Here is a 12,337-nt window from a genome sequence, read left to right on the forward strand (position 1 = left end):
CATGCAAGCAGAGAAGTTTCATGACCTCCCGCTTGAAGACGTGTTAGGTGATCGCTTTGCACGTTATAGTAAATATATTATTCAAGATCGTGCACTTCCAGATGCGCGTGACGGCTTAAAGCCAGTACAAAGACGTATTTTATATTCTATGTATGTAGAAGGTAATGTACATGATAAAGCGTTCCGTAAGTCAGCTAAAACAGTCGGTAACGTTATTGGTAATTATCATCCACATGGTGATTCCTCTGTATATGAGGCGATGGTACGTTTAAGCCAAACTTGGAAAGTACGTAAAGTTTTAGTTGAAATGCATGGTAATAACGGTAGTGTTGACGGGGATCCAGCAGCAGCAATGCGTTATACGGAAGCTCGTTTATCACCAATTGCATCTGAGTTATTACGTGATCTTGATAAAGAAACAGTAGAATTCGTATCAAACTTTGATGATACGAGTGAAGAACCGGTTGTATTACCAGCAGCGTTCCCGAATTTATTAGTGAACGGATCTACAGGGATTTCCGCTGGTTATGCAACAGAAATTCCTCCGCATCATCTTGGAGAAGTTATTGATGCTACAATGATGCGTATTGATAAGCCAAATAGTACTGTTGATGATTTATTAACAGTTATGAAAGGACCAGATTTCCCAACAGGCGGTATTATTCAGGGGATTGATGGTATTAAAAAGGCGTATGAAACAGGTAAAGGTAAAATTATTATTCGCGGAAAAGCAGAAGTTGAAACAGTGCGTGGTGGGAAACAACAAATTGTAATCACTGAAATTCCTTACGAAGTGAATAAGGCAAACCTTGTAAAGAAAATGGATGAATTACGTCTAGATAAAAAGTTAGATGGTATTGCTGAAGTGCGTGATGAGACAGATCGTACTGGTTTACGAATTGTTGTTGAATTAAAGAAAGAAGCAAACGCCGAAGGTATTTTAAATTATTTATATAAAAATACAGATTTGCAAATTCCATATAACTTTAATATGGTAGCGATCAATAATCGTCGTCCAACACTTATGACATTACCGAAAATTTTAGATGCTTATATTGGACATCAAAAAGAGGTTATTACGAGACGTTCGCAATATGAATTAAGAAAAGCAGAAAATCGTCAACATATTGTAGAAGGTTTAAAGAAAGCATTATCGATTTTAGACCAAGTAATTGAGACAATTCGAGCTTCAAAAGATAAACGTAACGCGAAAGATAATTTAAGTGCAAAATTTGGCTTTACAGAAGCACAGGCAGAAGCAATTGTTTCCTTGCAATTATATCGCTTAACGAATACAGACATTACGGCGTTACAAGAAGAAGCAGATGAGCTTAATAAGAAAATTATTGAGCTACAGGCAATTTTACAAAGTGAAAAAAGATTACTTCAAGTAATTAAAACTGATTTAAAGAGAGTTAAGAAAACGTATAGTGATGATCGACGCGCGATTATTGAAGATCAAATCGAGGAAATTAAAATCGATGTAGAAGTGATGATCCCACAAGAAGATGTCATCGTTACTGTAACGAAAGAAGGATATGTGAAACGTACTGGATGGCGCTCACATAATGCCTCAAACGGCAAAGACTTCGGTATGAAAGAGGGTGACATCTTACTTGAACGATTCGATACGAATACGACAGAGACAGTCCTCTTATTTACGAATAAAGGAAACTATATATATCTGCCAGTATACGAAATGCCAGATATTCGTTGGAAAGATTTAGGTCAGCACGTTGCTAATATCGTTTCACTCGACCGGGATGAAACAATCATTTGGGCAACGGTTGTACCGAACTTTGAGGAAGAAAAACGATTTATCGTATTTGTAACAAGAAATGGTATGATAAAGAAAACAGAATTAAATCAATATAAAGTTCAGCGTTATTCAAGAGCATTCGTTGCTGTAAACTTGAAAAAAGATGATGAAGTTGTCGATATATTTGCGACAGATGGAACGAGTGATATCGTTCTTGCTACACACGGTGCATATGCACTTATTTTCCATGAAGAGGAAGTAAGTCCAGTCGGTGTAAGAGCTGCTGGAGTGAAAGCAATTAATTTAAAAGAAGATGACTATGTCGCTTCTGGTAAACCATTAAATGGTGACAAAGATCAACTTATTCTCGTAACACAGCGCGGTGCTGTAAAACGCCTAAAAGCATCAGAAATTGAGAAATCAACGAGGGCGAAGCGAGGTCTTGTTATTTTCAAAGAATTAAAACGTAATCCGTACCGCATTGTCGGTATTGAAATCGTTCGGGACGATGAATTAGTTTACATGAAGACAGAGAAAAACATTGTAGAAGAAATTGATCCGAAAGCGTATCGAAATAAAGACCGGTATAGTAATGGTAGCCTTGTGCTAGATGTTAATGATACTGGTGAAGTAGTAGAAACGTGGACGAAGAAAAGACCAGAATAAAGAGGGCATCTTGCTATGAATAGTAGCAAGATGCTTTTTTCTAGGCAATTTATTATGTAAATAATAATAATCTTGTTATAATAACTGAATGAAATCGTTCTCATAAAGTTCAACTAATCGGGCTTTAACAAGCAGTTGATTCCTCACCTAATGCCTTAGCTTTCACTGAATTTTGGGTTAGGAATCTTACTGCTCGTTAAAGCGGCACAAATGGAGGGGCAACATGAAAAAAATAGGTGTAGGGATTGTAGGATTTGGTTTTTCTAGTACGACATTTCATATCCCACTATTACAAACAATAGAAGAATATGATATTCGTGCTGTATTATCCTCAAAAGAAGAGGTAGTAAAAGACACATTACCAAACGCTAATGTTGTTAGTACAATTGATGAATTGGTGAAGCGAGCTGATGTTGACTTAGTTGTTATTACATCACCTAATACAACTCATTTTCCATATGTAAAAGAAGCAATTTTAAAAGGTAAGCATGTTGTTGTAGAAAAACCATTTGTTGTCTCAATTGAAGAAGGGGAAGAGCTTATTTCATTAGCAGAGCAGCACAATGTAATGTTAAGCGTATATCATAATCGTCGTTTTGATAATGATTTCTTAACAATTAAGAAATTGTTAGGAGAAAACAGAGTAGGGAATGTATACGCATATGAATCGAATTTTGATCGTTTCCGTCCACATGTACGTGATCGATGGAGAGAAAAAAATCTACCAGGCTCCGGTATATTATACGATTTAGGATCGCATTTAATTGACCAAGCGTTATCAATATTCGGGAAACCAGATGCGATAAGTGCAGATGTAATAAAACAACGACCAGGTGCAGAGGTGGATGATTATTTCCACATAGTACTTCATTACGGAGTTAAACGTGTCATTTTACGTAGTAGCAGTTATGTGAAAAAAGCTGGACCACATTTTATAGTGCATGGAGAGAAAGGTTCTATCGTGAAGTACGGTATGGATTCGCAGGAAGAGCAATTAAAAAATGGAATGAAGCCAGGTGATAACGGTTATGGAATAGACGATGAAGAGAATTTTGCTACTTTAGAAACAGAAGAAAGCTTAGAGCGTATTCCAACAGAAGTCGGTTGTTATGACAATTATTATAAAGGTGTACGAGATAGTATATTAAATGGTGAGGAACTACCTGTAACAGCAAAAGAAGGTTTAGATGTTATTAAAATGATTCAATTAGCGATTGAAAGTAGTGAAAAGGGTAGAGTCATTTCTATAAAATAAAAAGACACGAAATTCGTGTCTTTTTTATTAGGAATATGTGAATATGATTAATTAATTAGTTTAGTCGTTTATCATACATTAATTGGATTTGTATGCCATAAGGATCTTCAATAATACCATATGCTTCACTAAATATATTTTTTTCTAGCGGAGAGATTATTTTCACATGCTTATCGGAAATTAAATTATTATAAAACCGTTGTATTTCTTCTAAATTAGCGCTTTGAATGCAAAGTGACATGTTATTTCCAACGTTATAACGTTCATTATGCTTCATTGTATCTTCTGCTATCATTAGCTTTGTATTCCCAATTTGTAAAACAGAGTGAGCAATATGATCTTTATTTTCACTTGTAATTTTAAAAGAACTATCTCTTTTCGCCAGTTCTTCATACGTAACAATCATTAATTTTTTGGCTTCTAAATTACGTGTATAAAAGTTAATCGCCTCCTTTGCTTGCCCGTTCATTGAAAGAAAAATAGCTATCTCTAATGTCATAAATATATAACTCCTTTATTAGTTGATAATTATAATATAGATTAAAAAGGTTTCAATACATGATACCTTTTTGGGAGGGAAATATGAAAAAAACTGAACGAATAAATGACATGCTTATTTTCTTAAATAATAAAAGATATTTTAATTTAAAAGATTTAATGGCTAGATATGATATTTCTAAAAGTACTGCGTTGCGAGATATTCAATCATTGGAAGAAATAGGTGTACCCATATATTCTGAATTAGGTAGAAATGGAAGTTATAAAATTATAGAAAATAGTGTGTTATCGCCAATTTATTTTAGTGTGGATGAAATGTATGCGTTATACTTTTCAATTCTTACGCTAAATGGATACAAGACAAAACCATTTAATGTAGAAAGTATTGCGCTTGAAAATAAATTTAAACATGTATTACCTGATAATGTGAGTAAAAATATTTCAATTATGGAACGAACGCTTTCCTTTGAAGTAACAAATCATAGTAATTTTAGTCCGTTCTTAAAAGAAATTTTACAGGGAATTTTTGCTGAGCAAGTTTATCATTTAACATATTTAAAAAAAGGTGAGGAGAAAGCATTGGTTGCCCAATTTATTCGAATAGAATCTAAATTTGGCCAGTGGTATGCTAAAATCTTTAATTTTGAGACAAATCATGTTCAAATAATTAGATGTGATAAAATTCTTTCTATTGTGGAAACAAGCAATGTTCATCCAAAAAATCTTGAAGAATTATTAAGTTATCTTACTACCTTTCACAGAAAGTCTGATGCAATTGATTTTAGCGTCATTGTTAATCAAAAAGGAAAAGACATTTTTGATAAAGAGAATTACCCTTCCATGAGGTTGCAAAAGGAAAATGAAAATTACATTATAACAGGCTATTTTAACAAGCAAGAATCTGATTTTATTTCAAATTATTTTCTGAATTTCGGTGAAACGATTATTTCAATTCAGCCTGTTATGCTAAAAGAGTTAATCTATAATAAGGTGTTATCTATAAAGCAGCATTTAACTTCTTTAAGATAAAGTTAGTTTTAGCTATTTATTTGATATGAAAAAGCCCTTGAGATTTAAATATCCAAAGGGCTTTTTGGTGATTGTATTTGTTTTTTAGAAACAATTATTTTTCTGGGACGGACAGTCCATAAAAGAACATCGTAACGATATCTTTTATATGTTTTTCCCGATCTCCTTCAAGAAGTTGTGCTCCAAATTCATCACCTAATTTTGTAAACATTTGAATGTAAAGTAACATCATTTCTTTAGTAAGGTGTGGATTAATTTCGTTTTTGCGCTGAGCTTGTTCTAATATTTCTAAATACCAGGGTAGGATTTTTTCATTTTGATAACTATAAATAAACTTACGGAGTTCTTCGTCCCTTTGCATCATTTGTAGTAACATATCAGGTTGAAATAATCCGCCAGTATTCATTTTTCTTACAATCATTTTTTGCATCATATCATGAAAAGGTAATTTTTCTTCTGCAAGCTCTTTATAATATTGAAATTCAGATATGATAAATTCTTGTATAAGCTCCCTAAATAACGCATCTTTACTTCCGAAATGATTATAAATTGTAACTTGAGAAACGTTTGCTTCTTTTGCGATATGTTCTATTTTCACTTCATTAAATCCACGTTCTGAAAATAATACGAATGCTGCTTCTTTAATGGCACGCTTTTTCTTTTCTTTTACTCTTTCAAAGCCGTTCAATGCAATCACCTCACTTAAAATATACAAGAAAAAATAATGAAAAACAATAATTTTGAAATATGGACTAATAAATATTTCAAAAAGTTGTTGAGAATATGGAAGATGAGGAGTACAATAATTTTGAAATATCAAACATTAAATATTTCAAAAAATGAGGTGGAATTATGATTTCAGTTCAAGATGTCACAAAACAGTTTTCGAATGGAAAAGGTTTGTTTCATATTACATTTGATGTAAAAGAGGGAGAAGTATTTGGTTATTTAGGACCGAATGGTGCCGGGAAATCAACGACGATTCGTAATTTAATGGGATTTATAAAACCGACAACTGGTAAAGCGACAATTTTTGGATTAGATTGTTGGAATGAAGCGGCGAAAATTCAAAGGGAAGTTGGTTACTTACCGGGTGAAATTTCTTTTATTGAAGGACTGAACGGATTAGAGTTTTTAAAATTAATGCAAGGAATGCGTGGATTAAAGGATACGAAAAGACGAGATGAATTGATAGAGCGTCTGCAATTTGATGTGAAAACACCGATTCGCAAAATGTCTAAAGGAATGAAGCAAAAAGTAGGGATAGTCGCTGCATTTATGCACGATCCAGAGGTGTTAATTTTAGATGAACCAACATCTGGACTTGATCCACTTATGCAGCAAGTATTTATAGATTTAATATTAGAGGAAAAGCAAAGAGGAAAAACAATCCTAATGTCATCACATATTTTTACTGAAATTGAGAGAACTTGTGATAGAGTAGCTATTATTAAAGATGGTCGACTCGTAACGGTTGAAAATATTCACGATTTACAAAGTATGAGAAGACAGGTGATAGATGTAACAGTATCATCAGAAGAAGAGATTGAGTCCCTTACAAAGTGTAATTTGCAATTTGAAGCGGTAAAAGGCAGAGAGGCATCTATCATTGTACAAGGAAACTATCAAACTGTTTTACAAACACTTTCAAACTATAATGTAACGGCACTTCAAACGAGAGCGATGGATTTAGAACATTTATTTATGCATTATTACGATAAGAAAGAAGGGATAACGCATGAATAAGCAATTATTTTTAGCTAGTTTGAAAGAAACACAAAAAAATATTTTGAGTTATGCGTCTGGTGCAGCTTTATATCTGTGGTTATTAATTTGGATATTCCCGTCAATGGTATCAGCGAAAGGGCTAAATGAATTAATAGCTGCCATGCCTGATAGCGTGAAAAAAATCGTTGGTATGGAAAGTCCGATTCAAAACGTAATGGATTTTCTAGCGGGCGAATACTATAGTCTATTGTTTATTATCATTTTAACAATTTTTTGCGTAACAGTTGCGACACATTTAATTGCTTGTCATGTAGATAAAGGAGCAATGGCATACTTGCTAGCAACACCTGTATCTAGAGTGCAAATTGCGATTACACAAGCTGCTGTTCTCATATTGGGACTTCTAATTATTGTATCTGTTACGTATGTAGCTGGGTTAGTAGGTGCAGAATGGTTTTTACAAGATAATAACTTAAATAAAGAATTATTTTTGAAGATAAATGTAGTCGGAGGGCTCATATTTTTAGTCGTTAGTGCGTATTCATTTTTCTTTTCTTGTATATGTAATGACGAAAGAAAAGCACTAAGTTATTCAGCGAGTTTAACTATTTTATTTTTCGTATTGGATATGGTAGGGAAGTTAAGTGATAAGTTAGAATGGATGAAAAACCTATCATTATTCACGCTGTTTCGTCCGAAAGAAATTGCTGAAGGATCATATAATATATGGCCGGTAAGTATAGGTTTAACTACTGTAGCACTTTGTATTTTTATCGTAGCAATTGTAGTATTTAGGAAGAGGGATTTACCGTTATAGAGTAGAAAGTCCACTGAGAAAGTGGGCTTTTTTTATTTGTAAATTTAAACTAGTATGTTTATTGCATCCTTATAAAGGATATTTATCTTTTTAATTACAGAAATATTCAAAAAAGTGAACCTTTTTCTAGGTTCATACGTCTAATACATGTAAAGTTAAATTGGAAGTGATGAAGTGAGGATGAAACAGGAGGAGCAATTGTGAAAGTAATCCCTTTATATAAAATGATTGTAAAAGAAGAAACGGATGTTTCTTTAGCGAAAAAAGGTGATCATGAAGCCTTTATAGCGCTTATACATACAGAAAAAGCGAAGATGTATCGAATAGCAAAGGCGATGTTACGTGATGAGACAAATATAGAGGATGCGATACAGACAACAATTTTAAAAGCCTATGAAAATATAAAAAAATTAAAAAAAGAAGAATTTTTTCAAACTTGGTTAATTCGAATACTAATAAATGAGTGTAACAATATTATTAGAGCGTATAAAAATGTAATTGTGACAGAAGAGAATGATTACAATATGAGTGCTTGTGATCAGTATGAAGATATAGATTTGTGTAATGCGATTCAATCGTTACATGAAGAATTAAGAGCTGTTACGGTGCTTTATTACTATGAAGACATGCATCAAGAGAGTATAGCAAAGCTGTTAGAAATACCGAAAGGAACAGTGAAATCAAGATTGTCACGTGCGAGGGAACAACTACAAAAACGATTAAAGATGGAATAGGGGGTGTAAAGGATGGATAATGAAAAATTATTTGATGAGAAATTAAAAAAGAGAATAAAAGATGAAAATGTTATAGTACCTCCAGAGTTAAATGAAAAGATTAATGGCACGCTACATAATCTTAAGGTAAAAAAGAAGAGTTACAAAATTCATATGATGATAATTAGTGCAGCGGTTTGTATACTTTCAGTGGTATCTATGTCTGAGTTTTCTATACAAAGTTTTGCGCAAAATGGTGGAGTATTTGAATATGTAAAGAAAAAAGCGTTTTCTGATTATGAAAATGAAGAAGAAATAAAATCAAATGTACATTATCCAGATAAAGAAAAGATTCATCAAAAAATGCTAGATTCTATTGATTATTTTAAAAATATTTCAGGACAATTTGAGGAATATTCTAGCTCATCAAGAATTGCTACAACATATAAGTATGCGATTGATACGGAGAAACAAAGAGGTATCTCTTCGAAAGAAGATAAACTAGCCAAAAAACGAACAATTATATATAACGAGGGGAAGAAAAAAGAGTTTGATGATGAGAAGTATACCTATAAAGAGACAAAATGGAACCCGAAAGAAAGAAACAATGAACTATTAAAATTAAATCCTACGGAAAGGTTAGTGAGAAAATCAGATGAGAAAAAGAGATATGATGATGAATATGTAGGGCTAGCTAAATATAGTATTCAATCAGAATTCGCAGATTTATTAATTCGATATAAAGATTGGAATTATAAAGAAACGAAATATCTTGGATTAGATTGTTACAAAATTGAAGGAGTTATAAACATAGAGATGCCTGTTAGCACCTCTGAAGATTTAAGAGGGAAATTCGAAATGGTTGTGGAGAAAAATACAGGGATTATGTTGAAATTTCTTAGTTTTCAAGAAGGCTTGATTCAATATTCAGTTACGACTGAATGGATACAAATAGATAAGGGATTGAAAGAAAGTATGTTTCAAAAGGATAGCGCTAAATATGAAAAAATGAAAAACATATTGGATGAATAGAAACAGGAGGAGAGTAAATGGGGAATCATTCATCTTTAAGAGAAGAGAAAAATAAGCAAAAATATAAAAAGAAAAAGATAATAAGTTTACTACTGGCGGTATTACTATTTGGTGGAATTGGCTATGGAGCCTATGTATATATGAAAACTTCTAGTCTTGTACAAAAATCTAATTTGAATTTAGCACGAGGTGAAAAATCCAATTTACGTGAGAAATCTGTAAAGCCAATTGCAAATCATGTTTCACTTTTAATTATGGGAATTGATGAAAATCAAGAACGACAAAAGGAATATAATGGTGCATTTCATACAGATGCATTATTGTTAGCGACTTTTAATAAAGACGATAAAACAGTGAAATTAACGAGCATACCGCGTGATACATATACATATGTTCCAGTTGAAAAGAAAAAAGATAAAATAACCCATGCATATGGAAGTGGTTTCGTTAAAAATGGTAAAGATGGAGGACCGCAAGCTTCTGTGGAAGCGGTAGAAAAATTGTTACAGGTGCCTGTTGATTATTTTGTGAAATTTAATTTTGGTTCCTTTACTAAAATTGTTGATGGGTTAGATGGTATTGAAGTGGATGTCCCAGTTGAATTTACGGAGCAAAATAGTAAAGATGAACCTGATGCGATTCATTTGAAAAAAGGATTACAAAAATTAAATGGGGAAGAAGCACTTGCACTAGCAAGAACGCGCCATATTGATAGTGATGCAATGAGAGGACAGCGCCAACAACTTGTTATTGAAGCGATTTTAAGTAAATTAAAAAGTGTAGGATCGATTACGAAGCTAGAAAAAATAGTTGAGGCGGTTGATGGTGATTTTAAAACAAATTTAGTAATGGATGATATTTTATCTTTTTATAAATACGGTTTAAACGGTTCAGTTGAAAAAATACAATTAGCTGGTGATGATTTATACTTACCTAATGGCCCAAACGGGCAACGTGTATATTATTATAATCCTAATAAAAAAGATCTACAGAGTTTGAGTAATACTCTTAGAACACATCTAGGATTAAGTGAAAAACAGATTGAGGAGAATTAAAGCAGATGTAATGTCTGCTTTTTTATTATGTTAAATAGTATGTCTTTTATTTGTGAATGTTATATGCTATTTTAAAGTTTAAGATAATAGTGTAACATAAAGTTATAGTTTAAGTTAAATAACAGGGGGCTATTACATAGAATATATCATTAGCAATTATTGAAATAGTATGGGAGAAATGAAAATACAGGGGAGTATCAAAAATGAGAATCGTAAAGAATTTAACATTCCAAGTTATTGTGGCCATTATTTGTGGTATTGCAGTAGGGGCAATTTGGCCGAGTGTTGGACAACAAATGAAGCCAATTGGTGAAACATTCATCAATATGATTAAAATGGTTATTGCACCGATTGTCTTTTTAACAATTGTGCTCGGTATTGCAAGTATGGGAAGTATGAAAAAGGTAGGCCGTGTTGGTGGGAAGGCACTATTATATTTTGAAATTGTTACAACAGCGGCTTTAATTATTGGTATCATCGTAGCGAATGTTGTACGTCCAGGAGATGGATTAGATCCCTCAAAACTAAAAGGCGGAGATGTTTCACAATATGTACAAAGTGGGCAAGAAATGAAATGGATGGATTTCTTTTTACATATCGTGCCGTCTAACATGTTTGAAGCATTTGCCAAAGGTGATATTTTACAAGTTCTGTTCTTCTCCATTTTATTCGGAGCAGGGTTAACGATGTTAGGAAAAAATGGACAACCGGTTATTGACTTTTTTGAAAGATTATCGAAAGTATTTTTTAACATTTTATCAATTGTAATGAAATTAGCACCAGTTGGAGCATTCGGTGGGATGGCATTTACAATTGGGAAGTATGGTTTAAGCACGCTCATACCACTTGGTAAATTAATGATTTGTGTATATGCGACAATGGCATTATTTGTTTTTATTGTTTTAAATTTTATTTGTAAATTGTATAAATTTAGTTTGTGGAAATATTTAGCGTATATTAAAGAAGAATTACTTATTGTTCTCGGGACATCATCGTCAGAATCAGTACTGCCGCGAATGATGACAAAGATGGAAGACTTCGGGTGTTCGAAACCGGTAGTAGGTTTAGTCATTCCAACAGGCTATTCTTTTAACTTAGATGGAACAACGATTTATTTATCAATGGCAACTATATTTTTAGCTCAAGTTTTTCACGTCGATCTTTCACTAGGTCAACAATTAACTATAATAGCTATTTTATTAGTTACATCTAAAGGAGCGGCGGCAGTAACAGGCGGGGGATTTATTGTATTAGCCTCTACTTTGTCAGCAATGAATGTTATCCCACTAGAAGGGTTAGCGCTATTACTTGGTGTAGATCGTTTCATGTCAGAAGCACGTGCTATCGTTAATTTAATTGGTAACGGTATTGCAACTGTAGTTGTTGCGAAAAGTGAAAATGAATTTGATGATGAAAAGTATACGAGAGTAGTAGAGGAAATGAAAAGAGAAAAAATGGTCGGGTAAAAAGTCAGTTTTGCTGACTTTTTTATTTTTGTAGAAAAGATGTTTTTAGATATATGCATTATTTATTAGCAATAATTAACAAGTATTCAAGTGGTAAATGAGATGAAAGTGATTAAAACAACGAATGTGTATGAATGCGAAATAAGGTTTGAACAAAATATGGAATTTTTATGAATATTACTGTAAAAAAATAATTTTTTAAAAATTTTCAATAATAATACTTTACAAAAATTAAAAAATTAGTAGAATAAGAATTAGTAAGAATCGTCTGATAAATATATAGAGAAAAACAGAATTATCAGAAAATTCTTTAATAGCT

General features: G+C 32.6%; 11 protein-coding genes. 9 read left to right on the plus strand and 2 right to left on the minus strand.

The genetic code is table 11. The annotated features are described in order from the left end of the window. Position 1: 1 nt before the first annotated feature. Together parC and ACTFRM_RS07665 are read left to right on the plus strand one after the other, a co-directional pair. A complete protein-coding gene (parC, locus tag ACTFRM_RS07660) occupies positions 2–2,425 on the plus strand; it encodes a DNA topoisomerase IV subunit A (RefSeq protein ID WP_088322427.1) in 2,424 nt (807 codons plus the stop codon). A gap of 223 nt (positions 2,426–2,648) precedes the next feature. Next, positions 2,649–3,680: an oxidoreductase gene (locus ACTFRM_RS07665; RefSeq protein ID WP_440043158.1), complete on the plus strand. Its 1,032-nt coding sequence runs from the start codon at positions 2,649–2,651 to the stop codon at positions 3,678–3,680. A 55-nt stretch (positions 3,681–3,735) separates the two neighbouring features. Here ACTFRM_RS07665 and ACTFRM_RS07670 read toward each other — a convergent pair whose 3' ends face one another. Continuing rightward, positions 3,736–4,179, minus strand: a complete 444-nt coding sequence (locus tag ACTFRM_RS07670) for a VOC family protein (RefSeq protein ID WP_000171342.1) — start codon at positions 4,177–4,179, stop codon at positions 3,736–3,738. Positions 4,180–4,238: 59 nt separating this feature from the next. Between ACTFRM_RS07670 and ACTFRM_RS07675 the strand changes: the two genes are divergently transcribed. Then, positions 4,239–5,207: a helix-turn-helix transcriptional regulator gene (locus tag ACTFRM_RS07675; RefSeq protein ID WP_002041615.1), complete on the plus strand. Its 969-nt coding sequence runs from the start codon at positions 4,239–4,241 to the stop codon at positions 5,205–5,207. A gap of 94 nt (positions 5,208–5,301) precedes the next feature. Here the strand turns inward: ACTFRM_RS07675 and ACTFRM_RS07680 are convergent, their stop codons facing one another. Then, the gene (locus ACTFRM_RS07680; protein ID WP_002041614.1) at positions 5,302–5,904 is read right to left on the minus strand and encodes a TetR/AcrR family transcriptional regulator; all 603 of its coding nucleotides are present in this window, start codon (positions 5,902–5,904) and stop codon (positions 5,302–5,304) included. A 155-nt stretch (positions 5,905–6,059) separates the two neighbouring features. On the opposite strand from ACTFRM_RS07680, the gene ACTFRM_RS07685 reads away from it, so the two are divergent. From ACTFRM_RS07685 to ACTFRM_RS07710, 6 genes are all read left to right on the plus strand, one after another. Continuing rightward, positions 6,060–6,953: an ABC transporter ATP-binding protein gene (locus ACTFRM_RS07685; RefSeq protein WP_440043159.1), complete on the plus strand. Its 894-nt coding sequence runs from the start codon at positions 6,060–6,062 to the stop codon at positions 6,951–6,953. Continuing rightward, positions 6,946–7,752 (plus strand): ABC transporter permease subunit, encoded by an 807-nt coding sequence (locus ACTFRM_RS07690; RefSeq protein ID WP_001041418.1) that lies wholly within the window; start codon positions 6,946–6,948, stop codon positions 7,750–7,752. The genes ACTFRM_RS07685 and ACTFRM_RS07690 overlap by 8 nt, the downstream gene beginning before the upstream one ends. Before the next feature lie 200 nt (positions 7,753–7,952). After that, positions 7,953–8,486, plus strand: a complete 534-nt coding sequence (locus ACTFRM_RS07695; RefSeq protein ID WP_000864731.1) for a sigma-70 family RNA polymerase sigma factor — start codon at positions 7,953–7,955, stop codon at positions 8,484–8,486. A 12-nt stretch (positions 8,487–8,498) separates the two neighbouring features. Continuing rightward, positions 8,499–9,497 (plus strand): hypothetical protein, encoded by a 999-nt coding sequence (locus tag ACTFRM_RS07700; protein WP_000368242.1) that lies wholly within the window; start codon positions 8,499–8,501, stop codon positions 9,495–9,497. A 17-nt stretch (positions 9,498–9,514) separates the two neighbouring features. Then, on the plus strand, positions 9,515–10,552 hold the full coding sequence (locus ACTFRM_RS07705; RefSeq protein WP_000526726.1) for an LCP family protein: 1,038 nt from the start codon (positions 9,515–9,517) through the stop codon (positions 10,550–10,552). Between the two features lie 203 nt (positions 10,553–10,755). Continuing rightward, positions 10,756–12,018, plus strand: a complete 1,263-nt coding sequence (locus tag ACTFRM_RS07710; RefSeq protein WP_074555542.1) for a dicarboxylate/amino acid:cation symporter — start codon at positions 10,756–10,758, stop codon at positions 12,016–12,018. Positions 12,019–12,337: the final 319 nt, after the last annotated feature.

The sequence above is a fragment of the Bacillus cereus group sp. MYBK227-1 genome (genome assembly GCF_051916325.1).
Lineage (GTDB): Bacteria > Bacillota > Bacilli > Bacillales > Bacillaceae_G > Bacillus_A > Bacillus_A cereus.

Bases quoted from the DNA above. Each gene is read 5' to 3' on its own strand.
- parC (WP_088322427.1), top strand. From the start codon at position 2: ATGCAAGCAGAGAAGTTTCATGACCTCCCGCTTGAAGACGTGTTAGGT.
- ACTFRM_RS07665 (WP_440043158.1), top strand. From the start codon at position 2,649: ATGAAAAAAATAGGTGTAGGGATTGTAGGATTTGGTTTTTCTAGTACG.
- ACTFRM_RS07670 (WP_000171342.1), bottom strand. From the start codon at position 4,179: ATGACATTAGAGATAGCTATTTTTCTTTCAATGAACGGGCAAGCAAAG.
- ACTFRM_RS07675 (WP_002041615.1), top strand. From the start codon at position 4,239: ATGATACCTTTTTGGGAGGGAAATATGAAAAAAACTGAACGAATAAAT.
- ACTFRM_RS07685 (WP_440043159.1), top strand. From the start codon at position 6,060: ATGATTTCAGTTCAAGATGTCACAAAACAGTTTTCGAATGGAAAAGGT.
- ACTFRM_RS07690 (WP_001041418.1), top strand. From the start codon at position 6,946: ATGAATAAGCAATTATTTTTAGCTAGTTTGAAAGAAACACAAAAAAAT.
- ACTFRM_RS07700 (WP_000368242.1), top strand. From the start codon at position 8,499: ATGGATAATGAAAAATTATTTGATGAGAAATTAAAAAAGAGAATAAAA.
- ACTFRM_RS07705 (WP_000526726.1), top strand. From the start codon at position 9,515: ATGGGGAATCATTCATCTTTAAGAGAAGAGAAAAATAAGCAAAAATAT.
- ACTFRM_RS07710 (WP_074555542.1), top strand. From the start codon at position 10,756: ATGAGAATCGTAAAGAATTTAACATTCCAAGTTATTGTGGCCATTATT.